Origin of the sequence: Kluyvera sp. CRP, assembly GCF_019930565.1 — a bacterium.
GTDB lineage: Bacteria > Pseudomonadota > Gammaproteobacteria > Enterobacterales > Enterobacteriaceae > Kluyvera > Kluyvera georgiana_A.
In genome coordinates, this window is record NZ_CP082841.1 from 4004637 (window position 1) to 4030725 (window position 26089).

A 26089-nucleotide genomic window follows, 5' to 3' on the forward strand; every position below is an offset into this window, starting at 1 on the left:
CGGCGTGGATTTTGTGTTTCAGGACACAGCCCTTTTTACGCGTTTTTATCCAGCGCCACGACCGCGCGAGAAAAAGCGTCGATCGCCAGCGCCACATCCTCAACGTTGACCGACTCCGCCGGATGATGGCTAATCCCGCCTTTACAGCGGACAAACAGCATGCCCACCGGCCAGCGTTCGGCGATGGCGATAGCATCATGCCCCGCGCCGCTCGGGAGCGTCAGCGAACCGCCCTGTACCTCGCTTACCGCATCGCGCAATATCTGCTGTAATCCCGGGTCGCAGGCGGTGGCGGCAATACGGTAAAACGTCTCAGCGCTGAACTGTAAATGACGACGTTCAGCAATCCCCTGCGCCTGGGCCAGCAGTGCGTTCAGTAGGGCCTCAAGCGGCTCATCGCTCGGTCCACGAATATCCAGCGTGAGCGTCACCTCTCCGGGAATCACGTTCACCGCGCCGGGAGCACAGCGCAGCGTCCCTACCGTCGCCACAAGATTCCCGCCCTGTTCACGGGTCATCGTTTCAACCTGTATCATCCACTCGGCGGCGGCGGCGAGCGCGTCTTTACGATGGCTCATCGGCACCGTGCCTGCGTGCCCCGCCTCACCCATAAAGCGGCAGTTCAAACGACGCGCACCGTTGATTGCTTCTACCACCCCCAGCGCCAGCCCGGCTTGTTCGAGACACGGCCCCTGCTCGATATGCAGCTCCAGATAGGCGGCAATCTCCTGCGTTCGGCGCGCGGCAAGGTGGATCTGGGCGGGATCGAGCCCGGCGTCAATCATCGCCTGCGCCACGCTGATGCCGTCGGCATCGCTCTGCGCCAGCCAGTTATCGGGCCAGGTGCCGGTGAGCCCACGGCTGCCGAGCAGCGTAATGGCAAAACGCGTCCCCTCTTCGTCGCCAAAGCCAACAATCTCAATCGCTTTCGCCAGCCGCCGCCCCTGTTGATGCAAGGCATGCACCACCTCGATAGCCGCCAGTACGCCCAGCATACCGTCGTAGCGTCCGGCGTTACGTACGGTATCAAGGTGCGATCCTAATAATATAGCCGGAACGCCCTCCTGCTCGCCTTCATAACGGCCGCAAATATTGCCGACGCTATCCTGCCAGACGCGCATCCCCGCCTGCATCATCCACTGCGCTACCTGCTGATTTGCTTGTAAATGTTGCGGTGAAAGATAGACCCGGGTCAGCGCGTCCGGTGTTTCGCTGATGGCGGCCAGTTCATCGGCGCGCGCCATCGCCCGCGCCGCAGCCTGCTGCCTCTCCGCCTGCTGGCGTATCAATTGACTCATTGCGCGCTCTCACTGCGGTAGCGATCCCACGCGGCCTGCATCGCCGCGCCCTGGGTGGTCGGGAATTTGAGATAGTTCAGCACCGACTCCAGCGCGCTCAGCGTGGTCATCACGCAGTCTTTACGGGCGTTGTAGCCCATGGTGCCGATGCGCCACACTTTGCCGTGCAGCGGGCCGAATGAAGTGCCGATTTCAATCCCGAAATCCTCGAGCATCAATTTGCGCACCTGGTCGCCGTTAACCCCCTGCGGAATCATCACTCCCAGCACGTTGTTCATCTTGTGTTTCAGGTCGCCGAAGGTCTCAAGCCCCATCGCCTGAATCCCTTTGAGCAATGCATCGCCGTGCAGTTTATGGCGGGCGATGCCGTTCTCGAGACCTTCCTCAAGGATCAGACGCGCACATTCCCGCGCGGCAAACAGCGCCGAGGTAGCTTCGGTATGGTGGTTCAGGCGCTCCGGGCCCCAGTAATCCATCACCATGCCGAGGTCGAAATAGTTGGAGTAGACCATCTCATCGACGCCGTCGCGGTGGGCCTCGGTGCGAATACCTGCTTCCACGCATTTGCGGCGGCGTATCACCTCTTCCATCCGCGCACTGAGGGTAATCGGCGAGGTGCCTGACGGGCCGCCGAGGCATTTTTGCATCCCTGCCGACACCGCATCCAACTGCCAGGCATCGGTCTCCAGCGGGTTACCGCCCAGCGAAGCGGTGGCATCGGTATAAAACAGTACGTCGTAACGACGGCAAATTTCACCCAACTCCGCCAGCGGTTGCAGCATGGTGGTGGAGGTATCCCCCTGCACCGTGAGCAACATGCGCGGGCGCACGCGCTTGATGGCGTCTTCAACCTGGTCCGGGGTAAAGACTTCACCCCATGGAACTTCAATGGTGTGTACTTCTGCGCGGCAGCGGCGGGCAATTTCGCACAGCAGATGACCAAAGCGGCCAAACACCGGCACCAGCACTTTGTCTCCAGGGCGAATCGCGGAAAGTAAAATCGCCTCAATCCCGGCACGCGACGTACCATCTACCAGCATCGTCCAGCGGTTTTCGGTCCGAAAGACGCCGCGATACAGCGCCATCACTTCATTCATATAGTGCGTCATCGCCGGGTCATATTGACCAATAAGCTGGCTCGCCATGGCGCGCAGCACGCGCGGGTCGGCGTTGATTGGCCCAGGCCCCATCAGCAGACGAGACGGCGGGTTAATTTGTGCAAACTGAGTGATATCCATCGGAAAGTCCTTGAGTTAATTAAGGCCGCGCACGGAGGAGATAAACTGCTTCAATTCGGTCGTCTGCGGGTTGGCGAACAGCGTCTTGCTGTCGCCCTGTTCCCAGACGCGTCCCTGATGCATAAACACCACGCGGTCGCCCACTTCGCGGGCAAAATTCATTTCATGGGTCACGAGAATCAGCGTCATACCCTCTGCCGCCAGTTGCTCCAGCACCTTGAGCACCTCGCCCACCAGCTCCGGGTCCAGCGCTGAAGTAATCTCGTCACAAAGTAAAACTTTCGGCGACATCGCCAGCGCGCGGGCAATGGCCACTCGCTGCTGCTGGCCGCCGGACAAATTGGCCGGATAATAATCAAGCCGGTCGCCAAGGCCGACCTTTTCCAGCATCCGCTGGGCCAGTTCACGGCATTCGGCGGCGCTTTTCTTCAACACCCGACGCGGCGCCAGCATCACGTTTTCCAGCGCCGTCATATGCGGGAACAGGTTGAAGTTCTGGAACACCATGCCGATGGAGCGGCTGATCTCCCGCGCCTGCGAGTCGCGGTCGGTGATGGTCATCCCGCCGAGTTTAATACTGCCGTCCTGATAGCCTTCAAGGCCGTTGATACAGCGCAGCAGCGTGCTTTTGCCCGAACCGCTGCGCCCGATAATGGAGATAACTTCGCCCATGTCGATATCCAGATCGACGCCTTTGAGCACGTGGTTATCGCCGTAATACTTCTGCATCTGGTTAATGGTGATGAGAGGCATTGAATTTGTTCTCCAGATAACGGCTGTAGCGCGACAGCGGGTAACACAGAATGAAGTAGCCCAGCGCCACCAGCGCAAAGACCTTAAACGGCTGATAGGTCACGTTGGTCAGCATAGTGCCCGCTTTAGTCAGCTCAACGAAACCGATAATCGACGCCAGCGCCGTGCCCTTAATCACCTGCACGGCGAAACCCACCGTCGGGGCAATGGCGATGCGCAGCGCCTGTGGCGCAATCACCCGACACAGCGTCTGGCTAAAGCTCAACCCCAGGCAGCGCGACGCTTCCCACTGGCCTTTTGGCAGGGCGCGTATGCTGCCGAAGCCGATATCCAGCAGAAACGCGCTGGTGTAGAACGTCAGCGCCAGCGAGGCTGCGGTCCACGCCGAGACGTCGATGCCGAACAGCGCCACGCCGAAAAAGGCGAGGAACAGCTGCATCAGCAGCGGCGTGCCTTGAAAAAGTTCGATATAGCCGCGGATCAGCCGTTTCACCTGACGTCTACCGGTCAGACGCAGCAACAAGAGCGGCAGCGTCACCAGCGCGCCGCCGATAAACGCCACCAGCGACAACAGCACCGTCCAGCGTGCGGCCAGCAGCAGATTGCGAACGATGTCCCAATCGGTAAAGGTGCTCATCATGCCTGCACCCCCAGCCATTTCCGCCCTGCCGCCATCAGCAGCTGACGCATCGTTATCGACAGCATCAAATAAATCCCCGTCGTCACCAGATAGACCTCAAAACTCAAGAAGGTACGCGACTGAATCAGGTTGGCGGCAAACGTCAGCTCCTCATAAGAGACCTGCGATACCACCGATGAACCCAGCATCACGATGATGCATTGGCTGACCAACGCCGGATAAATGCGCTGTAACGCGGGCGGTAAAATCACCCGCATAAAGGTCTGGAGCCGACTGAGCCCCAGCACGCGCCCGGCCTCCCACTGCCCTTTTGGCGTTACCTGAATGCCGGCACGGACGATCTCGGTGCTGTAAGCGCCGAGGTTGACGATCATTGCCAGCAGCGCGGCTTCGCCTGCCGTCATCTTTAGCCCCAGATTCGGCAAGCCAAAGACGATAAAAAACAGCTGCACCACAAACGGCGTGTTGCGAATCAGTTCGACATACCCGCCCCATATCCGGCTGTACCACGTGGGACGCCCGCTGCGGATGGCCGCGCCGAAGATGCCTATCGCCAGGCCACCTGTCGTCGCCAGCACCGTCAGCTGTACGGTCACCCACAGCCCCGCCAGCAGCTCCGGCCATAGCGGCCAGAGCGCAGAGAAATCAAGTTGCTCCGTCATGCCCCGGCCTTATGCGCCAAGGTTGGCAGGCAGCGGCGCTTTCAGCCACTTCTCAGACAGCCCGTTCAGAGTGCCGTCTTTCATGGCCGCTTCAATTAACGCGTCCACTTTCGCCTTCAACGCGGGTTCGTTCTTTTTCAGCCCGATAAAGCACGGAGAATCCTTCAGCATGAAGCTGGGTACCGGCGCTTTATCGGCGTTCTGCCGGGTGATGGCCGCGACCACCAGGTTACCGGTCGCCACATACTGCACCTGACCGGAAAGATACGCTGACAGCGTGGTGTTGTTATCTTCATAACGCTTAATCTGCGCCTCTTTCGGCGCCACGCTGCTCAGCACCATGTCTTCCACCGCGCCGCGGGTCACGCCAACGCTTTTCCCGCTCAGCGCCGCCGGGTCTTTCAGCTCAGCGCCTTTCGGACCAAACACGCCAAGGAAGAACGGCGCGTAGGCACGGCTAAAATCAATCACCTTCTCGCGCTCGGCGTTTTTCCCGAGGCTGGAAATCACCAGATCGACCTTATCGGTCTGCAGATACGGTACGCGGTTGGCGCTGGTGACCGGCACCAGCTGTAGCTTGAGCTTCATCGCTTTGGCGAGATAGCGCGCCGTATCGATGTCATAGCCCTGCGGCTGGAGGTCGGTGCCCACGGAGCCAAACGGCGGGAAATCCTGCGGCACCGCAATACGAATAACGCCGCGTTTTTCGATATCCTGCAGTTGGTCAGCGTGTGCCACCGACAGGTTGGTGAACAGACAAGCGGCCCCGGCCAGTGCGATCAACAGTTTCTTCATGATGTTTACCCGTTACGTTAGCATGAAACAAAAGATTCTTACGAATGACTTTTGCAACTAATGTGCCAGGTATATTTCGCCAGCAGGACAGCCACAAAGTGGCCGTTAATCACCGGAATATCAAGAAAAGCGAGTAGTAGAAAGGAAACGGCAGCGCGTTTCCCTATTGTGAAGTTGCACCAGAAAAATGCAAAGCACCACGCTGGCGCCCCATTAACGTTGCTCCAGTTCGTCCAGATCCTGATAAAGAGAAGCAATGTCGTGAATACGCGGACGCCCTTTATCGAGAATTTCGTGCAGGAAGGCGTTGGCGAGCAGGTTGATCAGACTATTGACCGAGGCGTAGCTATCGTACGCCGAGACGCTGTCCAGCGGCGCACAAAGCTGCCAGCGCGCCAGTGGAAACAGCCCGTGCGCCTGGGGTTCGCACATCAAGAGTACCGGAATACCGCGCTGCTGTAGCTGCTGCAACAGCGGGCGAATAATACGCGGACGACGGCGGAACGCCATCACCACCACCAGATCTTCAGCGCTTAAATCGACCAGCTCTTCGCTTAGACTTTGCCCCGGCTGCGGCAGCACCAGCACTTGACCTCGCGCCTGCAGGAGCTGCTGGCGCAGGTGCAGCGCCGCCGGATAGGCGTTACGCATGCCGATAATCACCACCCGCCGGGCAGCCACCATCGCCTGCAGCGTCTCGGCGAACTGCTGCGGATCCAGCGCGTTAACCCACTGCGTCAGGTTGGCCATCTCTTGTTTGTAGTGGCGCGCCAGCAGCGTATTGCCCTGCACCGCATCGCGGTGATCGGTCAGCGGCATCCCGCTCTGGCGCAGGGTGCGCAGCTCATCGCGCATATCTTTGTATTTCTCATAGCCCAGGCGTTTGAACAGACGGCTAACGGTAGCCTTCGAAGCCCCGCTGAGCTGCGCCAGCTCGGCACTGTTATAGCTAATCAGGTCATCAAAATGATCGAAAATAAAATCCGCCACCCGTTGTTCCTGCGGCGATAAAGACGCGTACTGCGCTTTCAGTCGTTCATCAAGCTGTTGCATAAGACCTCTGTAACTTTCGTTTCATCGCACTATACCGTTAACTGCTTTCATAATGCATGCCAGTTCGGCAAAAAGTGCGCGCTATCGGTCAGGCATGAAACTTTACGTTCAGACATGGAACAGCTTTTGCAACGCTCAGCGGACAACAGGGCTATTTGAAGGCGCATAGAACCGCCACCGATGTTCGAGGAGTCGATAATGAATACACCACAACCCGATTGGGACGCTTATCTCAGCCAAATGGAACAGCTGCTGGCGCTGGAACTGGACGACACACGGCGCGCGGAGCTTAGAGTGCAATTTAGCCGCATTGCCGCCATGGCCTCGCCGCTGCTGGATTTCCCCCTCGATGACCGTATCGAAATTGCCGGAGTGTATAAAGCATGAAGCTGCCAGAGATGACCATCCATGATATTCAACGCGCGCTGGCAAGCGGTGAACTGAGCGCCAGGGAGATCGCCCGCAGCACCCTGGAGAAGATTGCGCTGCGCAATCCACAGCTTAACGCCTGGACCCATGTCTGTGAAAAACGGATGCTCGCCGAAGCGGACAACATCGACACCTTACGACGAGAATCGAAACCCCTCCCTGCGTTGGCCGGGGTTCCCTATGCGGTAAAAAATCTGTTCGATGTCGCTGGACACACAACGCTTGCCGGGGCCGAATTGCTCAGCGATCGCCCTGCCGCCACCGCCGATAGCTGGGCAGTACGCCAGCTACACAGCGCGGGAGCGTTGCTCTCGGGGATGCTGAATATGGATGCCTACGCCTACGGTTTCACTACCGAAAATAGCCATTACGGCGCCACGCACAACCCGCACGATCTCTCGCGGATCGCCGGAGGATCGTCCGGCGGCTCGGCGGCAGCGGTCGCGGCGGGTCTGGTCTCATTCTCCCTGGGCAGCGATACCAACGGTTCCATACGCGTTCCGGCCTCGCTGTGCGGAATCTTTGGTTTAAAACCGACCTTTGGCCGTTTATCGCGCTCGGGCAGCCACCCGTTCGTCGCCAGCCTCGATCATATTGGCCCCTTTGCCCGCAGCGTTGGCGATCTCTCGGCGGTCTACGATGCGCTACAGGGGCGCGACCCGGCCGACGGTTTTCAGGCTGACAAAGCCAGCGATCGCACAATGAACCTGCTGTCGCGCGGGCTGGATGGTTTACGCTGCGCCACCCTGGGCGGCTATTTTGCCACCTGGTGCGATAACGATGCGCGTGCCGCCGTCGAACAGGTCGCACACGCGCTCGATGTGCAGGACGAACTGCTGTTTGCCCAGGCCGAGCTGGCCCGTTCTGCCGCGTTTATTGTTAGCGCGTCCGAAGGCGGAAATCAGTATCTTCCGGAGCTACGTCGTCAGCCGGATCGCTTTGAGCCACACTCCCGCGAGCGTCTGCTGGCCGGGGCGATGATCCCCTCCGCCTGGTATATTCAGGCGCAGCGTTTCCGCCGTCACGCACAGCAAATGTTTAAGACGTTATTCGCCCATGCCGACGTGCTGATCGCCCCGGCCACACCGTGCAGCGCAACCCTTATTGGTGACCAAACCATGGAAATCAACGGCCAGGCGCTACCTGTTCGCGCCAGTATGGGGATGCTGACACAGCCGATTTCCTTCCTCGGGCTACCGGTGGTCACCGTGCCCCTGCGGACCGCTGGCGGCCTGCCGATTGGCGTGCAGCTGATTGCCGCGCCATTTAATGAACAGGCCTGCCTGCGCGTCGCGCGGGTACTGGAAGAGATGGGCCTCACCGAGTCCCGCGCCGTGGAGCTAGCCGCATGATGATGTCAGAACAGATTAATCAACCACAGGTCCACGCCGAAGTCAGCGCGGCGTTTTACCGTTACGAAGCGGCGCTGGTGAGCAACGATGTGGCAGTGCTGGATGCGTTATTCTGGCACGACCCGCGTACGGTCCGTTTAGGGGCGGGCGAGAACCTGTACGGTATTGATGAAATCCGCGCTTTCCGCGCCGCTCGCCCCGCGGCGGGGTTACAACGCACGCTGCGCAATACCCTCATCACCACGTTTGGCAATGATTACGCGGTATGCAGCACCGAATTCACGCGTGAAGGCAGCGATCGTATTGGCCGTCAGCAGCAAACCTGGATTCGTTTTGCCGACGGCTGGCGTATTGTCGCCGCGCAGGTCAGCCTGATGAGCTAACCGATTGGCCCCTCTTCCCAACAAGAAGAGGGGCGAGACTTTATGGATTAAACGGGTGCGTCTTCCGCCAGTGGTCAGCAATCTGCTGACGCGTACACACCCACACGCCGTCGTGCTGCTGGATATAGTCGAGAAAACGCTGCAACGCGCGAAAACGTCCCGGACGCCCCAACAGACGGCAATGCATACCGATGGACATCATTTTCGGCGCGCTTTCCCCCTCTTCATACAGCACATCGAAGCTATCTTTCAGGTAGGTATAAAACTGCTCGGCGGTATTGAACCCCTGGGCGGTAGCGAAGCGCATATCGTTCGCATCCAGGGTGTACGGCACAATCAGATGCGGCTTGCGCGTGCCGTCGCTGCATTCCACTTCGTGCCAGAACGGCAAATCGTCGCCATAGTAATCGCTGTCATACTCAAAGCCGCCGTGTTCCACCACCAGCTGGCGCGTATTGGGGCTGTCGCGTCCGGTATACCAGCCGGTAGGCGGCTTGCCGAAGAGATCGGTTAAGACCTGCACCGCTTTATGCAGGTGCTCCCGCTCCTGCTCGATGGACATATTCTGATAGTGGATCCAGCGCCAGCCGTGGCTGACCACGTCATAATTCGCTGCTTTTATTGCCTCAACCACATCAGGCTGACGCGCCAGAGCCATGGCGACGCCGAATACCGTCAGCGGTAAACCGCGCTTGCTGAACGCGTTATGAATACGCCAGAACCCTGCCCGGCTACCGTATTCATACAATGAATCCATCGACATATGGCGGTCCGGGTAGCTGGCCGCGCCGATAATATCCGAGAGAAACTGTTCGGAACCGGCATCGCCGTGCAGCACGTGATTTTCCGACCCTTCCTCATAGTTGAGAACAAACTGTACGGCGATGCGCGCGTTGTTTGGCCAGCGCGCGTGCGGCGGTTGTCCTGCGTAGCCGCGCAGGTCGCGCGGGTAATCGTCTGCCAGAAATGCCATCTGCTACCTCTTATTAGAATGGATTTAACGCCTGAAATTGCCCGCTCAGCGCCTTGGCTTCCGGGAAGGCTAAATCACCGTGCTTGCTGGTCGAAAGTCCCAGCGCCACCAGCGATTCGACCATTTTGACCGCCGCGCTCACCCCGTCGATGACCGGCACCCGCAGTTCGCGAGTCAGTTCCTGCGCCAGATCCGCCATGCCGCCGCAGCCGAGCACAATGGCGCCGCAGCCGTCTTCCTTTAATGCCTGAATACAGCGCGCGCGAACTTTCTCCTGCGCCAGACCGCTGCCGTCCTCCAGCGCCAGCACCGGGAGATCGATGGCGTGCAACGCCGCACAGCGATCGTGAAAACCGTATTGATGCAGCAGGTGGCGGGCGATAATTAAGGTGCGCGGCAGCGTGGTAACGATGGAAAAGCGAGTCGCCACCAGCGTCGCCATATGCAATGCCGCTTCGGCTATCCCCACCACCGGCCCCTGCGCCAGCTCGCGCGCCGCCAGAAGCCCCGGATCGCCGAAGCAGGCAATCACGTGGCCATCCACACCCTGCTGACGACCGGCTTTGATTTGTTCCAGCACGCCAACGGCAGCAATCGCCTCATCAAAATGCCCCTCAATGGACGGCACGCCCGCGCTGGGGCAGACCGCCAGAATCTCGGTTCCCGGCGCGGCAACCGCCCGGGCGGCGGCCCCGATGGTCTCGGTCATCGCGAGGCTGGTGTTGGGGTTGATCACTTGTATACGAACGGCGGGCATCATGACTCCTTATAACCGGCAAATAACCGGGCAAAATCAGGCAAGGTGACGCCAGAACGCTCAAAGCAGAGGCTGGCGACGATATGTTCAAAATGGTGCGTCAGAGCATCACTCAAGGGCTTTAAGGCTTTATCCCGCAGCAGTTCAATCAACCTTTCATGGTCGTCACAGCGGCAGCCCTGCCGCCAGGGCGATCCCCATGCGGCAATAACTAATGAAGAGCGCTGGCTCAGATGGGTCACCATCCCGGTCAGCACCTGATTACCGGAAATGGCCTGCAGATGAATGTGGAACTCGGCTGAATGGCGAATCGCCGCCGGGCCGTCGTAGCGCTCATGGGCCTGTTGTTCCTGACGAGTAATGGCCTCCAGCGCGGCCAGATGCGGCGGCTGGCAGTGGGCCAGCACATTCGGCAAATTAGCCACCTCCAGCAGCGCGCGAGTCCGGAAGATCTCCTGAGACTCTTCAACCGTCGGGCTGGCCACCTGCGCACCACGTTTGGGCGCTAATGTGACCATTTGCACAGTGGCGAGTCGTTGCAGCACTTTTCGGATCCCGGTGCGACTCACGCCAAACACCTCAGCCAGCGCCTCTTCCGGCAGTTTGCTGCCCGGTGGCAGTTGATGCTCGACAATCGCGGTCATCAGCGCCTGATAGATGGATTCGTCTTTGTCATGCAGAGCTGGCGCGGCCTGGGCGAGATAAGGGTTGTTCATTAACCACTCCGGTTTTTACTTTTCGACATCGAATCGTATACATAAATTTCATTTCTTGCATACAAGATTAAGCATTTTGGCCCAATTCCTGCAACAGCCTCAGCAGTTCATCTCAATGGGTTTTGATTAACAGGAGCAGGTTTCATGCCAAATACACAAAATACGCATCAGGTTAAGGCCGCTGATCCCCACGCTGGATACAGCCCACGGCTTTGTAATGAGGATCTGGCGCCGACGCGCGATCAGAACTGGAGCTGGTACAACATCTTTTCATTCTGGATGTCGGACGTGCACAGCATGGGGGGCTACGTGGTCGCGGCGAGCTTCTTTACGCTGGGGCTGGCGAGCTGGCAGGTGCTGCTGTGCCTGTTAGTGGGGATTTGTATCGTTCAGCTGTGCGCCAACCTGGTCGCCAAACCCAGCCAGATGGCGGGCGTGCCTTATGCGGTGATTTGTCGCCAGGCGTTCGGTGTTTTCGGCGCGAATATTCCGGCGGTGATCCGCGGGCTTATCGCCTTCGCGTGGTATGGCATTCAGACCTATCTGGCGGCCAACGCGCTGATGCTGGTGATGCTGAAGTTCTGGCCGTCGCTGTCGGCGCTGACCGAAGCCAGCTTCCTTGGCCTGTCGCATCTGGGCTGGCTCTGTTTCGCCACCATGTGGCTGCTGCAGGCGATGGTCTTCTGGCACGGGATGAACGCCATCAAACGCTTTATCGATATCGCGGGGCCGGCGGTCTACGTGGTGATGCTGGGGCTGGCCGGCTGGATTGTATACAAAACCGGTTTTGACGGTATCTCCTTTACGCTGGCCAGCAAATCGCTAAGCGCCGGGGAGCAAACCTGGCAGATGATTACCGCGACTGCGCTGGTGGTCTCCTACTTCTCCGGCCCGCTGCTCAACTTTGGTGATTTCTCGCGCTACGGTAAAAGCATGGGCGAGATTCGCCGCGGCAACCGCTGGGGTCTGCCGTTCAACTTCCTGCTGTTTTCTATCGTGACGGTAGTGATTGTCTCCGGCACCCAGTCGCTGTTTGGCCGCATGATCACCGACCCGATTGAAACCGTCAGCCGCGTCGGCAACGACCTGGCGGTGGCCATTGGCCTGCTGACCATGATTACGGCCACTATCGGCATCAACATCGTGGCCAACTTTGTCTCGCCGGCGTTTGATTTCTCGAACTGTTCACCGCAGAAAATCAGCTTCCGCACCGGCGGGATGATCGCCGCCGTGGGTTCCATCCTGCTGACGCCGTGGAATCTGTTTAACTCGCCGGAGCTGATTCACTACACCCTCGACGTGCTGGGAGCGTTTATCGGGCCACTGTTTGGCATTCTGATCGTCGACTTCTACCTCATCAAACGCGGCCAGGTATCGGTTAACGATCTGTTCGACGATACGCCGAAGGGCAAATACTGGTACCGCAACGGCTTTAACCCGAAGGCGATTGCGGCGCTGGTGCCTTCCGTCGCCATCGGCCTGGTCATCAGCTTTATTCCTGCACTGCACGAAGTGGCAAACTTTAGCTGGTTTATCGGCGTCTTCCTGAGCGGCGCGGCCTATCGCTGGATTGCCCGCGACGAGCGTGTCGCCGCACCGGCCGGCTTTAACGCCCTCGCCCAGAAAGAGTAATGGATGCGTACGCCGCGGCGTCCTGTCGCGGCGTATTTTCCTGCAAACTGGCATTAATTTTGCTGATTTTCTCTCTCCCTTCGCGCACCCACAAGGCAGCTATGATGATTGACTACTCCGTCGCCCTGCGCGGCGCCTTTTTTGATATCGCCGCTGTCGCCGACAGCGCGGACGATATCGCCAGCCACGCCCGCTATCTGGACGATGGCGTGCTGTTTCTGCGCGATGGCCGCATTCACGCGCTGCTCCCCTGGCAGGAAGCCGAGCAATATCTGCATCCGCTAACGGGCTATCGCGACCTGCGCGGTAAGCTGCTGCTGCCGGGCTTTGTCGATGCCCACGTCCACTATCCGCAAACGGAAATGATCGGGGCTTTCGGCGAACAGCTGCTTGAGTGGCTGACCACCTATACCTTTCCCGTTGAACGTCAGTTTGCCGATGCCGACTATGCCGCAGAGATCGCGCGCTTTTTTGTGAGCCAGTTGCTCAGCCACGGCACCACTACCGCGCTGGTATTTTGTACCCTGCATCCGGAGTCGGTGGATGCGCTGTTTAGCGAAGCGCTGCGTCTGGATATGCGTCTGCTGGCCGGAAAGGTGATGATGGATCGTCACTCGCCGGAGTATCTCAGCGAAAGCGCGGAACAGAGCTATCGGCAGACCCGCGAGCTGATACAACGCTGGCACCAGCGTGGCCGCCTGGGCTATGCCATTACGCCGCGCTTCGCGCCAACCTCCACGCCCGCGCTGCTGGCGGCGGTGCAGCAACTGCGCGAAGAGTTTCCCGACACCTGGCTGCACACCCATCTGAGCGAAAACCTCAACGAAATCGCCTGGGTCAAAAACCTGTGGCCGGAGCATGAACACTACCTCGACGTCTACCATCACTACCAGTTAGCCGGCCCACGCAGCGTGTTTGCCCACGCGATTCACCTCGCGGACGCGGAGTGGCAGTGTCTGCACGATACCGGTTCGGCGGTGGCATTTTGCCCGACGTCAAATCTGTTTCTGGGCAGCGGCCTGTTCCGCCTGCCAACCTGCTGGCATCACCAGGTGCGCATGGGTATCGGCAGCGATGTGGGGGCAGGTACCACCTTCAGCATGCTGCGAACGCTGGGTGAGGCCTACAAAGTCAGCCAGCTCCAGAGCTATCGTCTGTGCGCCAGCGAAGCGTTTTACCATGCCACGCTTGGCGGCGCGCGCGCCCTGCGTCTGGATGATTACATTGGTAATTTTCATCCCGGTAAAGAGGCCGATTTCGTGGTCATCGATCCGGCGGTGACGCCGCTACAGCAGCTGCGCAGCGAACGGTGCAAAGATATCTATGAACAGCTGTTTGTGCTGATGACGTTGGGGGATGAACGCAATATCAGTGAAACATGGGTCAACGGCAAACGGGTGTGGGGGAATGCAGCAGAGGAATAATCCGCTCCCGGCGTCATCCGCGACGCCGGGAAAACAGGCTCAGCATCAGCTACCGCGATAGGTGGACCAACCGCCTGGGGCAATTAAAAACGGCAGATGGTAGTGATCGTCCGCCGCCTCGCGGATAACAAAATCGATTTGCGCACTCAGGTACAGCGTCTCACGCCCGCGGGCGGCGAACCAGTCGCCGATTTCCGCCGTCAGCCGATAGTTTCCCACCTTCAGCGGCCCGTCGTTGAGTGCGCCAATACGTCCATGCTCATCGGTCACGCCATGGGCAATCGCGGCGCCATCCCGCGCCAGCGTCACCCTGACGCCCTGCGCCGGTTGGCCGGTCGAGACATCCAGAATATGCGTGCTTAAGGTACTCATTCGCCAATCGCTCCTTCCAGTCTTAATAACGTAATTTCACGCAGCTGCGCTAAGGCTTCCTGCACCTCATCGCGCTCGCTGTTTTGCAAACGCCGCGTCAGCGCCGCTAAAATGTCTTCCCCGCTGCGCCCTTTGGCGCGAATTAAAAACACCCGACCAAAGCGCGCTTCGTAGCGGGCGTTGCCCGCTTTCAGCGCCTGTGCGAGCTGTGCATCGCGATCGTCCACATTCCCCTGTTCCTGGCGTGACAGCGCCGCGTGCGCCTGTTCGCCCGTGGGTTTCTCGCCAATGCGCGGATGGGCGCTTAGGGCCTGCGCCAGTTCGGCTTCGCCCCAGCTCGCCATCAGCCGCTGCGCGGTATTGAGCAGTTCTTCGCGTGAGCGCCAGGGTCGCCCGGCGGCCAGCGTGGCGGCCCACTCTGGAATGGCCACGCAAGGCGCCAACAGTGAAGCGGCCTCCGTGCCGCTTAATTGATTAAAGTGATTCAGCGCGATCATCGCGGCTCCTTGTGGTGCTCTCCTGCGGGGCTTTCTCTTCAGGAATAATCAGATTGAGGACAATCGCCACCAGGCCACCGCTGGTAGCGGCAGAACCAAACAAGTTCTCCACCATCGGCGGGAAATGGGCCAGAAACGCCGGTACCGCTTCAATCCCCAGACCAAAACCAAATGCCAGCCCAACAATCAGCATATCGCGGCGGGTCAGCGGCTTCTGGGTGATAATGCGAATTCCCGCCGCCACGACGCAACCGAACATAACCATCGTCGCGCCGCCTAATACCGGCGCCGGAATCTGACGCAGGATTTCGCCAAACGGCGGGAACAGGCCGAGCAGAATTAAGATAACCCCAATGTAACGCCCAACGTAGCGGCTGGCGACGCCGGTCATCTGAATCACGCCGTTGTTTTGCGCAAACGTGGTATTGGGGAACGCGCACAGCATCGCCGCCACCATGCAGCTAATCCCATCGGCCAGAATGCCGCCCTTCAGCCGCGAACGGAAGGCGCCATCATCAATGGACTGCTGTGAGATCAGGCAGTTTGCCGTCAGGTCACCAACAGCCTCCAGAATACAGACCAGCGAAACCAGCGCAATTGGCAAGAAAATCGCGCCGTTGAACTGGAAACCGAACGGGAACAGCTGCGGCAGACGGAACCAGACGTCGCCCACGCCTTTTAGCTGGAACATCCCACTCAGCGCCGCGGCCAGGCAGCCAACGGCAATGCCGATGACCACGGAAGAGAGGCGCAGCCAGCGGTTTTTCAGGCAGCTCAGCAGCACAATCGTCGCCAGCGTTACCGCCCCCAGCGTAATATTGCTCATGCTGCCAAACGCTTTTGCCTGCTCGCCGCCGCACCAGTTAATAATGCTGACTTTAATCAGGCTGATGCCAATCAGCGCAATCACGCTGCCGGTAATCACCGGCGTAAAAATACGCTTCAGCGGTTCGATAAAACGACTGACAATGCAAGGCACCAGCGCAGCAACAAAGTTGACGCCAAACAGCATGGCCATAATGTCCTGCGGCGTGCCGCCCTGCCCTTTAACCCACATACCGCCGGCAATGGCGACCCCGAGAAACGCAAAGCTGGTGCCTTGCATACAGATCATTCCGGCGCCAATCCCCCACACCCGGTTAGATTGCAAAAAGGTGCCGATCCCCGAAGCCAGCAAAGACATACTGATCAAATAGGGTAGCCATTCCCCTAATCCTAAGGTCGCGCCGATAATCAACGGCGGCGTGATAATGCCCACCAGACCGGCAAGCACGTGCTGCAACGCGCTGAAAAAGGCCGGAAGCGGCGGAATGCGCTGCTCAAGGCCGTACAGTAAACCCCCGTTCTTTTCATCTGACATGATCTTTCATCCATTGCGAGTAAGCGTACAGTGGCTAGTGCATAAAACAGGCCAAAACCAATTACACTTTCGCAACATTTAATCTTTTTCATTATTTACAATGAGATATAAAAAATACATCCCCATACTTCCCGAAGCCAGCGAGGGCAAGGCAGTGAAACTTTCGATTCCATTAAGCCAATATGGAAATTATTGATTCACAAAAAGGCAACAAAAACGCCAATATGCACCCATTCTGTGCAAGCCATTGCCCACTTCCCTCGCAAACCCGCCAAATCCGCGTCTTCGCCATTGTGGTACGCAAATTGCTGAATGCCTTCACGACACAGGTAAAGGAGATGTAAATGAAAGCATTGATCATTGGCGGTGGAATTGGCGGGCTGAGCGCGGCGGTCGCGCTGAAAAATGCGGGAATCGAATGCGACGTTTTTGAAGCGGTAAAAGAAATTAAGCCGGTCGGCGCGGCCATTTCCATCTGGCCGAACGGCGTGAAGTGCATGCAGCATCTGGGGATGGGCGAGATTATTGAAAACTACGGCGGCCCGATGCATTTTCTGGCTTATAAGGAGTATCTGCGCGGTGAAACCCTCACCCAGTTCAGCCTTGCGCCGCTGGTAGCACGCACCGGTGGCCGTCCCTGCCCGGTTTCCCGCGCCGAATTGCAGCGTGAAATGCTCGACGTCTGGGGCCGCGACGCCGTGCAGTTCGGCAAACGCGTTGTCCGCTGCGAAGAAGATGACGACGGCGTCCGCGTCTGGTTTACCGACGGCACCCAGGCTGAAGGCGACTTTCTGATTGCCGCTGACGGGAGCCATTCGGCGCTGCGCCCCTGGGTGCTGGGCTATACCCCCGAACGCCGTTACGCGGGCTATGTGAACTGGAACGGTCTGGTCGACATTGATGAGGAGATTGCGCCGGGCAATCAATGGACCACCTTTGTTGGCGAGGGAAAACGCGTCTCGCTGATGCCGGTTTCCGCTGGCCGCTTCTACTTTTTCTTTGATGTCCCGCTGCCGCCAGGGCTTGCCGAAGATCGCAGTACCCTGCGCGACGATCTGCACCGCTACTTCAGCGGTTGGGCAGCGCCGGTGCAGAAGCTGATTGCCGCCCTGGATCCGCAGACCACCAACCGCATTGAAATTCATGATATCGAACCGTTTGACCGGTTGGTGCGCGGCAAAGTGGCGCTGCTCGGTGATGCCGGACACAGCACCACGCCGGATATCGGCCAGGGCGGCTGCGCGGCGCTGGAAGACGCCGTCGTTCTAGGCGATCTGTTCCGCCACAGCCGCGACATCGTCAGCACGCTGCGTCAGTACGAAGCGCAGCGCTGCGACCGGGTGCGCGATCTGGTGTTGAAAGCGCGTAAGCGCTGCGATGTCACTCACGGCAAAAATATGCTGCAAACGCAGGCCTGGTATGAGGAGTTAAAAAGCGAAACCGGTGAGCGCATTATTAACGGCCTGTGCGAAACCATTCAGGGCGGCCCGTTAGGCTAACCGGGCCAGCGGCTCCTTCAGCTTGTCTGCATCGCCTCCATCACCGCAGTGAGCTTCTGAATCACCCTTTGCGCCGGACGCGAAAGCTGGCGTGAAGGGGCGGTACATAAGGCCAGCGTAAGCGGTCTCAGTTGCTTATTGCGCAGCGGAACAAACGCCAGCAGACCTTGTTTGACCTCATCCAGCACGTCAAGCCGGCTGAGGATCGTCACGCCGCTGCCTTTCAGCACCAGCGATTTAATCAACCGAATATCGTTGCAGCCAATGCTGTTGGCCGGAAATAAATCGTGCTGCCGATAGAGCATCGCTACCCGCTCATGCACAATCAACGGCGCACCGGGCACAATATGCCGTTCTTCGCTGAGCTGGCCCAATGATACGTTTTCGGCGCGCGCCAGCGGATGATCCGGGCGCATCACGACGCCCATCGCCAGCTCGGCAAACGCCAGCACGCTCAGCCCGGCCTGACCTTCCGGGTCGAGAATCAGGCCAAAGTCGAGATCCGCCTGACGCACCTTCTGGCTGACGGTGTGGCTATCGGAAACCTGTAGGTTTAACTCCAGCCACGGCCAGTCGGTAATGATATCCGCCAGCGCGGCGGCAAAACTCCCCTCTGCCAGCGCCTGCACCATTCCCACGCTGACGCTGCCACGCTTTAACCCCTGTAGCTCATCAAACTTTTGTCGCGTGAGATGAAACTCCTTTTGCCAACGCAGCAGATTATCGTACAGCAGCTCGCCAGCAGTGGTCATGCGCAGCCCTTCCGGCAGGCGCTCAAACAACGGCGTACCGAACGTCTCTTCGGCCTGCAGGATTTGTCGGTTAATGGCGGAGGCGGAAATATGCAGTTTTTCTGCCGCGCGCCGCAGGCTGCCGCAGCGCGCCACTTCAACAAAATAGAGTGCAAATCGTGAAAATGGACTCATCCTTTACCTGTTCTCTTTTTTGCAACGGTTAAGTGAATTAATGGTGATGGATGTCAACACCCTAATATGGCAACAATAATCTCACAACAATTAAACAGTTATTTTTGTGAGCCGGAGAACGCCATGCACCAACCGTCTATCGCCCCACCCGCCCATTGCAGCTTTGAACCTGAGGATTGGCTGCGCCTGGCGCAATGCTGGCACCCGGTCGCCCGCGCCTGCGACATTGGCCCGGCCCCGGTGAAAGCCACCCTGCTTGATGAGCCGTTGGTTATCTATCGTATAAAGGGCCAGGTCGTGGTGGCACGCGATGCCTGCCCCCATCGCGGCGTGCCGTTGACGCTGGGCTTTCATGATGAAGAAGGGATCGTCTGCCCGTACCACGGCCTGCGCTTCGGTGAAGATGGCCGCTGCAACCGCATCCCTTCCAGCCCCGACCAACCGGTACCGGCAAAACTCAATCTCACCCATTTTGCGGTGGAAGAACGCTATGGGCTGATCTGGACCTGTCTGGCCTTCGACCCGGAAAATCCACAGCCGTTGCCGGTCATGCCGCACTGGCATGACGAGGGATTTCAGCAGATCAACTGCCCGGCCTTTGAGGTCAACGGCTTTGCGGGCCGCCAGGTGGAAGGCTTTCTCGATGTCGCGCATTTCGCCTGGATCCATACCGACACCTTCGCCGATCCGGAAAATCAGCTGGTGCCCGACTACAGCCCTCAGGAGACGACGTTCGGTTTCATCGCCGATTACTGGAGCTCGGTGGGCAACTATCCCGCCAGCGCCGATTTTCGCGCCCCGGAAGGCTTCCGCTGGCTGCGTCATTTCGAGATGCATCTGCCGTTTACCGCCACCCTGACGATTCATTTTCCCGGTGACGCCAGGCTGGTGATTATGAATGCCGCCTCGCCGGTTTCCGCGCGCGTCACCCGCATGTTTGCGCCCATCGCCCGTAACTTCGACCTGCATGTACCGGTGGAAGACGTGCACGCCTTTAACCTGCGCGTATTTGAGGAGGACCGGCTGATGGTTGAGAGCCAGCGGCCTGAGAAACTGCCGCTGGATTTAACCCTCGAAGCGCATATTCCCGCCGACCGTAGCTCCATCGCCTACCGCCGTGGGTTGAAGAAAATGGGCTTCGGTGACTTTTTCCTCGTCTAAATGGAGAACCAGAATGAATGATGTCTTAAAGGTGGTCGTTGAGGGTCTCTGGCGTCAGGGAGAACAGAATCTGGCGATCCGACTGGTGGCCGAAAACGGCCAGCCGCTGCCCGCCTGGCAGCCCGGTGCGCATATCGACGTGCACCTGCCCTGCGGGATTATCCGCCAGTATTCGCTCACCGGCGCAGGAAGCGCCGACGACGGCTATCTGATTTGCGTGGCACAGGAAAACACGTCACGCGGCGGCTCGCGTTATATCCACCAACAGCTACGCCCCGGACAGACGCTACTGATTTCGCCTCCGCGCAACCTGTTTCCACTCCAGGCGCTGGAGCCGGTGACGCTGCTGGCCGCCGGGATAGGCATCACGCCGCTGTATGCGATGGCGTTACGTCTGAATGCGGAGGGGGTGCCGTTTAGGCTGCACTATTATCTGAAAAATCGCGCCCAGGGCGCGTTTGTCCGTGAACTGCAGCAGCAATTCGGCGCAGAACAATTCGCGATTCACTGCTCCCAGGAAGGAGACAGCGCCCGCCAGCATCTGGCGCAAGCGCTGGAGGGGGTCGAGCCCCGTCAGCCAATCTATCTCTGTGGGCCGGAAGGTTTCATGGCGGCCGCGCGTCGGGTCGCCGTGGAAAAAGGCTGGTCGTCAGCGCAAATTCACAGTGAAGCGTTTCAACCGCTAGCCCCCTCCATCAGCGCGGAGGAGGACGGTGAAACCTTTAACGTGACGCTGGCCTCGTCGGGCGAACGCTGGCCGGTGCCCGCGAATAAAACCATCGCTCAGGTGCTCCAGGAGAACGGCGTGGCCGTCCCACTTTCCTGCGAAATGGGGATCTGCGGCGCTTGCCTGACGCCGGTTGTGGAGGGCATTGTCGACCACCGTGATTCTGTGCAGTCGGCGGCGGAGAAATCGGCCAGCCGGCAGCAGATTGCCCTGTGCTGCTCGCGCAGTCGGTCGGCCAATTTGTGTATTGATTTGTAGTCAGGCAGATAATGAAGCGTAAAACGTCATGATGCCTGTTCTCCAACAATATCGCTTAGTTTATGCCGCGAATTATAGGGCCCAATAACGTGGTTATATGATTCTGCTTCGCTAAAAAACGGTATCTAAAATGAATAATCAATCACGCAATCAAAAAACACAATTTCAATACAAAATAAAAACAGGAAATACGATAAATTTAACGATATTCGCACTGCTTTTCATGCTAATGATTGATTTCCAAATGATAATCATGTTCCTGTTCTCATTTAAAGCAATGTATACCTTCACGCTTAATTGATCCCAGTCAAACTACGCATATTTTTATGACACTTTTCACGACACACAATCTTACCTTTCTTTACGAAACTGTTGCGAGAAATACGGATACTTTTGTACTAGTAAACGGATTATGAAAGAATACTTTCAGCCACCCTCCGCATAATCACTCAAATTCCCTGACTATCCCCCTGATAAAATGTGAAGTACATCACTACTCCGCACAAAATCGTAATAGGCTGCCAGGCTTGATATTTATGTCAATTTATTACGTTCCTGCCTTCTGTTAGCCAATGTCCTCCAGGCGATTCTCTCTCACCCTTTATGGTCCATCGTTTCAAAAAAAATGTTCTCTCCGTAACCCACATCTTCGGCTTTCATTCGAATATACAAATAATAATCACCAATTACCTTAACGTTTTTAATACAAAATAAGCGGCGTTTCCCGAATATTGACATGTCTTTTTTCCCCCTGCATATTTTACGAAGAAAAATAATGAATCGGATTACATGAGGAATCTCATGAACAACACCAGGACATATCCCGCGAAACGCAGACGTCGCGGCGAAGTACAAAATGCCAGTTTGACTATGCTCAGCGCACGCATCGCTGATGACCTTTGCGAATACGTTCGTGAGGTGGCTTTTCAAACCCGTAAAAGTAAACAACAAATTATCACCGAGGCGCTGATGCTACATCAGGCCAATGGAATTGAAACACTCGAATAAACAAAGAGATAGCATCAAACAGAGACGATATTGATCGATCGCTAAATATTTAACAGTGAATAAAAAACAATAACCCGTTTTTTATTCACTCTCACAGATAACAGGTCAATATCAGCCTGTTTTCGGTGAAATAATGTTTTGTCAGAAAAATAATAAATCACAAAACATCGTGGCTGAGGTTATTACACTTCAGGGCTGCTGTACGCCCCTGCCACTCGCTAAATAAAAACGCCATAACAGGTGAATAAATTCAGTTAATGACAGGTAACTCATCATGCAGTCAGTAAGTAAAAGTATTATCGCCGTCGCGGTGTTGGCCGCGATATCTTCCTGCAGCGCGATTGCTCAACAAGTCGGCGTTGACCAGACAGATCCCTACGGCCTTGGTTCATACACCATCGTGGGTACGCCGAATCAGGCTTACGACCTCGATAAAATGCAGCAGGATGCACAGGTTGCCGCCGACGCAAAAGTGACCGCCGATAAAGCGAATGCCGATATCCTTAAGATGGGTAAACAGGTTGAAGATAATCGTATAGATGCTGGCACTAACACCGTTCGTATCGGTCACCTCGAAAAGGAAGCTACCATTCTTAACGGCCAAACAGCACAACTGCGCCAGGATGTGAATATCAACACGAAAGCGCTGTCTGTACTCGGCGGCAACGTACAACAACTGCAGGGGCAGATTGGCAATTTCGTCACTAAACCGGAATTCAAAACCGACCAGGATCGCCAGGATCAAATCGTTACCGCGTTAACAAATACCGTTAGCAGTAAAGCGAACCAGGCCGACGTTGATGCGAACAAAAAGGCGATTACCGCCGATGAAGCTAACATCACCGCCAACAAATCCGCTATCGATACCGAAGTGAAGGCCGAACAGCAGCACTTCTCCACCCTCTCATCCGGCGTGCAGCAGGCCCAGACCACCGGCGCGGCCGCTCAGAATCGCGCTGATGTCGCCTTTGCCAACGCCGAAGCAAACCATCAGGCGCTGGCGAACACCAACCAGCGCCTTGCCAACGACGAGAAAACGCTGGCTAACCACGAACAGCGCATTTCCGATCTGGAAGCCAACAACCAGACCAACTTCAATTCGCTGAAAGACCAGCAGAACAAAGATCGTAAAGAGTTCCGCGCAGGTTTGGCTGGCGCTTTCGCCCTCACCGCCATCCCGCAAGCGCCGCAGGGCCACACCGTCGGCTTCGGCATGGGCGTCGGAACCTTTAATGGCCAGAACGCCGTATCTGCCGGGATCAGCGCTCGCGTGTCAGCCAACGTTTCCGTAAAAACCGGTCTGTCCTGGGATACTGCGGACAACGTCGGCGCAGGCGCGGGCGTGCTGTTTTCTTATTAAGAGCACATTCCTCCTGCCCTCACAGGGGAACATTATTGCGCTGAACCACGCAATAAGGGCGAAAGCCCAGCCTTCATCGTTATTGTTGTATTTGCCACTTTTTTCGTAGTTAGAGAGATGTTTCCCCCGGGTACGGGGGCTTTTTTAAGTAGAAGGAAAATCTACTTAACAAAGCTGTAATGACGATAGCAACCACAACTAGAAAGTGAGTTTGAAATGAAAAAAACAGCAGTGGCATTGGCCGTATTGGCTTTAGGGGTAACTTCCGCACAGGCAGCGGAAATCTATAATAAAGACGGCAATAAGCTGGATCTGTACGGCAAGGTTAAAGCCGCGCATAGCTGGACGGACGGCAAAAACGAGGATGGTACCTATGCGCGTCTGGGCTTCAAGGGTGAAACCCAAATCAACGAGGAGTTAACGGGCTACGGCCAGTTCGAAAGTCAGCTTGACGCTGCGAACGCAGAAGGTTCTCAGAATGGCGAATCCACCCGCCTGGCGTATGCTGGCCTGGACTATGGTCACAACGTTAGCTTTGACTATGGCCGTAACTACGGTATCGCTTACGATGTCGGGGTTTATACTGACAACCTTTCCGAATTCGGCGGCGACTCCTATGAAGGCACTGATTCATTCCTTACTGGTCGCACTAGTGGCGTTGCTACATTACGTACCAGCAACGCTTTCGGCTTAGCGGACGGCGTCAGCTTCGGCGCACAATACCAGGGCGCAGACGCGACCGATAGCGACCCCGCTAAACAGCATGGTACAGGTTACGGCTTCTCTCTGGGTTATGACAACATCGCTGATTCCGGTATTTCGACTATCGCCACCTACGCGACCAGCGCGGTCACGGGCCACCAGAAAACGGCGGGCTGGACCGGGAACAACGCTGAGTTCTGGGGCGTGGGTGCGAAATATGACGCGAACCGCGTATACGTTGCAACCATGGGCGGCGAATCTCACAATCTGCTGAAAGGCGCTCACGAAGCGAAACACTTTGAAGCGATGGCCGCGTATGTGTTCGACTTTGGCCTGCGCCCGAACGTGGGCTACGTGCACGCACGCGACAATAACAATCGTGATATCACCGAGTATGTCGCACTGGGTTCAGATTACTACTTCAACAAAAATATGGTGGCGGATATCGGCTATCAGATCAATCTGGCTGATAACGGCGACAACACCGTTGTGGCTGGCCTGACCTACCAGTTCTAAGGCCATACGATCGCTACCGTCGGCGGGAAGTGTGGACATGCTATCGCCGACAATCAGACTGACCTGTCTAAATCATTAACTTTGAGTATGTCTTATACTGTCCCCCCGGGTGAGGGGGGATTTTTTGATTGCGGGCAGTGACGCGTAATATCTTTCATAAAACAGGCTTATCACAATGAAAAAAATCATGGTTTCCGTTCTTGCTCTGACCGCGTTGGCTGCGATGCCAGCACAGGCCATTAACGCCAAATACCGCGAGCAACTTGAACGTTCTGGCTGTACTGAAATGACCGCCGGCGTCTCCTGCGACATTAACAAAACCAAAGCGCAGAACGCCAAACAGGCGCCAAAGGCTGCCACGAAGCCTAAGCTGACGGTCAGCCAGCAATACGGGCAGATTGTTGGCGAAGCTGAAACTATCCTCGGGATGAAAGGCATTGCGGCGGAGGAGTTTTTGGTTGAGAAAGGCTGGCGCCAGCAGTCTAACGGTGACTGGAAAAAAGCCGGCCACGAACTGCGTATTATCGAAGATAAAGGCGTGGTGCGTAACGCCCAGATCGTTAAATAATAAAAAGGCTCCTGCGGAGCCTTTTTATTACGCTGAATAACGGCGATACCTGTTTATGGCATCGCCCGCACGATGGGTTACGCCACCTTCTTTACGCGCAATACTCTCTGCGGCAACTCCCCCTCGACAACCAGCAAAGCGGACTTGAGTTCAACCTTCATTCCCTGGCGAATCGAGGCGGCTTTTATACTGGTAGATTCCTGTTGAAAGGCCCCCTCATTGTAGGGGAACAACAGAATACATTCGCCCAACTCTTTCAACTGCCGGAGTGCTTCCGTTCGCGTATTGTAATTGCGATATTTCATTCTATGTTTCACGATCGTTATTATTCACTTATCCTGCGGCGGTGTGTTCTGCATTCTTTTGCCGTACACCGGAAAATAGCCAATGCCAGAAGAAGACTTTGATTCCTGCGCCGGTAAACGTTGCCACATAGAACCATGGACTATGCACCATGGTCGTGCGAATGACTTCCAGCAGATCCACGTTGAAACTGTCTGCCATGGCGTAGTCAATGGTCCCTAAAAACACCAGCGTCAGAGCCATCATCACCATCACCGCGTACAGCTTGCCAAGCTGTGGCAGGCGGCCGGAAGCCCATTGCCACAAGAAAGCCGTACTCAACAGGAACAGCGCTGATAATAGCAACCCGGTCTTAAAACCAAAGTCTTGAAATTCCCGAAACAAGCTGAGCGCACTCATCAAAATGAATATTCCCAGCATGGCTTTTTTAATAACCCCCATCCTTCCACCTATAAAACCATGACATTAAATAAACAATTAACGTTTACCCGCGCGCATATCGACTTGCACGGATATTTGCAGTTAAGAACGAATATGATTGTTTTAATAAACACCCTGACCAGCAAAATGCCTGGCATGAGACTACCCTGGCAATACTAAGGTTTTTTATTTTCCATGACCAAGAAAAACAAATGTATACTTTAAATACGGAAAAATCCGATCAATAAATAGTGAACAAAAGAAAGCCAAAAGAGATTAATGATATAAACAGTGAGCGTTGAACAAG

General features: G+C 56.7%; 27 protein-coding genes and 1 pseudogene. 12 read left to right on the forward strand and 16 right to left on the reverse strand.

Translation table 11 applies throughout. From position 1 onward, the window contains the following. Positions 1-35 precede the first annotated feature (35 nt). From hpxK to hpxU, 7 genes are all read right to left on the reverse strand, one after another. Positions 36-1298, reverse strand: coding sequence for an allantoate amidohydrolase (hpxK, locus tag K7B04_RS18960; protein ID WP_223802751.1), 1263 nt, complete (start codon positions 1296-1298; stop codon positions 36-38). Continuing rightward, positions 1295-2536, reverse strand: coding sequence for an alanine--glyoxylate aminotransferase family protein (locus K7B04_RS18965; protein ID WP_223802752.1), 1242 nt, complete (start codon positions 2534-2536; stop codon positions 1295-1297). Before K7B04_RS18965 ends, hpxK begins: the two co-directional genes overlap by 4 nt. A gap of 15 nt (positions 2537-2551) precedes the next feature. Next, positions 2552-3289 carry an amino acid ABC transporter ATP-binding protein gene (locus K7B04_RS18970; RefSeq protein WP_167575664.1) on the reverse strand — a complete coding sequence of 246 codons (738 nt, stop codon included), beginning with the start codon at positions 3287-3289 and terminating at the stop codon, positions 2552-2554. After that, positions 3270-3926, reverse strand: a complete 657-nt coding sequence (locus K7B04_RS18975; protein ID WP_223804194.1) for an amino acid ABC transporter permease — start codon at positions 3924-3926, stop codon at positions 3270-3272. The genes K7B04_RS18970 and K7B04_RS18975 overlap by 20 nt, the downstream gene beginning before the upstream one ends. Further along, positions 3926-4591 carry an amino acid ABC transporter permease gene (locus tag K7B04_RS18980; RefSeq protein WP_223802753.1) on the reverse strand — a complete coding sequence of 222 codons (666 nt, stop codon included), beginning with the start codon at positions 4589-4591 and terminating at the stop codon, positions 3926-3928. The genes K7B04_RS18975 and K7B04_RS18980 overlap by 1 nt, the downstream gene beginning before the upstream one ends. A gap of 9 nt (positions 4592-4600) precedes the next feature. Continuing rightward, positions 4601-5386, reverse strand: a complete 786-nt coding sequence (locus K7B04_RS18985) for a transporter substrate-binding domain-containing protein (protein ID WP_223802754.1) — start codon at positions 5384-5386, stop codon at positions 4601-4603. Positions 5387-5599: 213 nt separating this feature from the next. Further along, on the reverse strand, positions 5600-6439 hold the full coding sequence (gene hpxU / locus K7B04_RS18990; protein ID WP_167575661.1) for a MurR/RpiR family transcriptional regulator HpxU: 840 nt from the start codon (positions 6437-6439) through the stop codon (positions 5600-5602). 198 nt (positions 6440-6637) lie between these two features. Between hpxU and hpxX the strand changes: the two genes are divergently transcribed. The 3 genes from hpxX to hpxZ are packed head-to-tail and all read left to right on the forward strand — an operon-like array spanning position 6638 to position 8603. After that, positions 6638-6826, forward strand: coding sequence for an oxalurate catabolism protein HpxX (gene hpxX / locus K7B04_RS18995; protein WP_223802755.1), 189 nt, complete (start codon positions 6638-6640; stop codon positions 6824-6826). Beyond that, complete coding sequence (locus K7B04_RS19000) at positions 6823-8220, forward strand: AtzE family amidohydrolase (RefSeq protein ID WP_223802756.1); 1398 nt, start codon at positions 6823-6825, stop codon at positions 8218-8220. The genes hpxX and K7B04_RS19000 overlap by 4 nt, the downstream gene beginning before the upstream one ends. Continuing rightward, complete coding sequence (gene hpxZ, locus K7B04_RS19005; protein WP_065356721.1) at positions 8217-8603, forward strand: oxalurate catabolism protein HpxZ; 387 nt, start codon at positions 8217-8219, stop codon at positions 8601-8603. The genes K7B04_RS19000 and hpxZ overlap by 4 nt, the downstream gene beginning before the upstream one ends. Positions 8604-8643: 40 nt before the next feature. Here the strand turns inward: hpxZ and puuE are convergent, their stop codons facing one another. From puuE to K7B04_RS19020, 3 genes and pseudogenes are all read right to left on the reverse strand, one after another. Then, positions 8644-9576, reverse strand: a complete 933-nt coding sequence (gene puuE / locus K7B04_RS19010) for an allantoinase PuuE (protein WP_223802757.1) — start codon at positions 9574-9576, stop codon at positions 8644-8646. Then, a pseudogene (gene hpxA / locus K7B04_RS19015) lies at positions 9461-10333 on the reverse strand (allantoin racemase). The gene puuE and the pseudogene hpxA overlap by 116 nt, the downstream one beginning before the upstream one ends. Further along, on the reverse strand, positions 10333-11049 hold the full coding sequence (locus K7B04_RS19020) for a GntR family transcriptional regulator (RefSeq protein ID WP_223802758.1): 717 nt from the start codon (positions 11047-11049) through the stop codon (positions 10333-10335). Before K7B04_RS19020 ends, hpxA begins: the two are co-directional and overlap by 1 nt. Before the next feature lie 144 nt (positions 11050-11193). Between K7B04_RS19020 and K7B04_RS19025 the strand changes: the two genes are divergently transcribed. Together K7B04_RS19025 and guaD are read left to right on the forward strand one after the other, a co-directional pair. Next, positions 11194-12681 (forward strand): NCS1 family nucleobase:cation symporter-1, encoded by a 1488-nt coding sequence (locus tag K7B04_RS19025; protein ID WP_167575656.1) that lies wholly within the window; start codon positions 11194-11196, stop codon positions 12679-12681. Between the two features lie 104 nt (positions 12682-12785). Continuing rightward, positions 12786-14105, forward strand: coding sequence for a guanine deaminase (guaD, locus tag K7B04_RS19030; RefSeq protein WP_223804195.1), 1320 nt, complete (start codon positions 12786-12788; stop codon positions 14103-14105). Positions 14106-14150: 45 nt separating this feature from the next. On the opposite strand, the gene uraH is transcribed toward guaD, so the two are convergent. From uraH to K7B04_RS19045, 3 genes are read right to left on the reverse strand one after another with little or no spacing between them, the layout of a single operon-like run. Next, entirely contained in the window at positions 14151-14477 is a 327-nt protein-coding gene (gene uraH, locus K7B04_RS19035; protein WP_223802759.1) for a hydroxyisourate hydrolase, read from the reverse strand. Further along, positions 14474-14974 carry a 2-oxo-4-hydroxy-4-carboxy-5-ureidoimidazoline decarboxylase gene (uraD, locus tag K7B04_RS19040; RefSeq protein ID WP_223802760.1) on the reverse strand — a complete coding sequence of 167 codons (501 nt, stop codon included), beginning with the start codon at positions 14972-14974 and terminating at the stop codon, positions 14474-14476. The genes uraH and uraD overlap by 4 nt, the downstream gene beginning before the upstream one ends. After that, complete coding sequence (locus K7B04_RS19045; protein WP_223802761.1) at positions 14952-16334, reverse strand: nucleobase:cation symporter-2 family protein; 1383 nt, start codon at positions 16332-16334, stop codon at positions 14952-14954. Before K7B04_RS19045 ends, uraD begins: the two co-directional genes overlap by 23 nt. 344 nt (positions 16335-16678) lie before the next feature. Between K7B04_RS19045 and hpxO the strand changes: the two genes are divergently transcribed. Then, the gene (hpxO, locus tag K7B04_RS19050; protein WP_223802762.1) at positions 16679-17833 is read left to right on the forward strand and encodes an FAD-dependent urate hydroxylase HpxO; all 1155 of its coding nucleotides are present in this window, start codon (positions 16679-16681) and stop codon (positions 17831-17833) included. 17 nt (positions 17834-17850) lie between these two features. On the opposite strand, the gene hpxR is transcribed toward hpxO, so the two are convergent. Further along, positions 17851-18759: a LysR family hpxDE operon transcriptional regulator HpxR gene (gene hpxR / locus K7B04_RS19055; RefSeq protein WP_223802763.1), complete on the reverse strand. Its 909-nt coding sequence runs from the start codon at positions 18757-18759 to the stop codon at positions 17851-17853. Between the two features lie 123 nt (positions 18760-18882). Here hpxR and hpxD point away from each other — a divergent pair, with 123 nt between their 5' ends. The 6 genes from hpxD to K7B04_RS19085 all read left to right on the forward strand — a co-directional run bounded on the left by hpxD (position 18883) and on the right by K7B04_RS19085 (position 25059). Next, a complete protein-coding gene (gene hpxD / locus K7B04_RS19060; RefSeq protein ID WP_223802764.1) occupies positions 18883-19920 on the forward strand; it encodes a molybdenum cofactor-independent xanthine hydroxylase subunit HpxD in 1038 nt (345 codons plus the stop codon). A 13-nt stretch (positions 19921-19933) separates the two neighbouring features. Then, the gene (locus K7B04_RS19065; protein ID WP_223802765.1) at positions 19934-20905 is read left to right on the forward strand and encodes a PDR/VanB family oxidoreductase; all 972 of its coding nucleotides are present in this window, start codon (positions 19934-19936) and stop codon (positions 20903-20905) included. Positions 20906-21706: 801 nt separating this feature from the next. Beyond that, complete coding sequence (locus tag K7B04_RS19070; protein ID WP_223802766.1) at positions 21707-21913, forward strand: hypothetical protein; 207 nt, start codon at positions 21707-21709, stop codon at positions 21911-21913. 274 nt (positions 21914-22187) lie between these two features. After that, positions 22188-23273: a YadA C-terminal domain-containing protein gene (locus tag K7B04_RS19075; RefSeq protein WP_223802767.1), complete on the forward strand. Its 1086-nt coding sequence runs from the start codon at positions 22188-22190 to the stop codon at positions 23271-23273. A 216-nt stretch (positions 23274-23489) separates the two neighbouring features. Continuing rightward, positions 23490-24491, forward strand: a complete 1002-nt coding sequence (locus K7B04_RS19080; RefSeq protein WP_223802768.1) for a porin — start codon at positions 23490-23492, stop codon at positions 24489-24491. A gap of 175 nt (positions 24492-24666) precedes the next feature. Continuing rightward, on the forward strand, positions 24667-25059 hold the full coding sequence (locus tag K7B04_RS19085) for a hypothetical protein (RefSeq protein ID WP_223802769.1): 393 nt from the start codon (positions 24667-24669) through the stop codon (positions 25057-25059). Between the two features lie 77 nt (positions 25060-25136). Here the strand turns inward: K7B04_RS19085 and K7B04_RS19090 are convergent, their stop codons facing one another. Both K7B04_RS19090 and K7B04_RS19095 read right to left on the reverse strand, forming a co-directional pair. Next, a complete protein-coding gene (locus tag K7B04_RS19090) occupies positions 25137-25364 on the reverse strand; it encodes a hypothetical protein (protein ID WP_167575646.1) in 228 nt (75 codons plus the stop codon). A 28-nt stretch (positions 25365-25392) separates the two neighbouring features. Continuing rightward, positions 25393-25803 carry a hypothetical protein gene (locus K7B04_RS19095; RefSeq protein ID WP_223802770.1) on the reverse strand — a complete coding sequence of 137 codons (411 nt, stop codon included), beginning with the start codon at positions 25801-25803 and terminating at the stop codon, positions 25393-25395. Positions 25804-26089 lie beyond the last annotated feature (286 nt).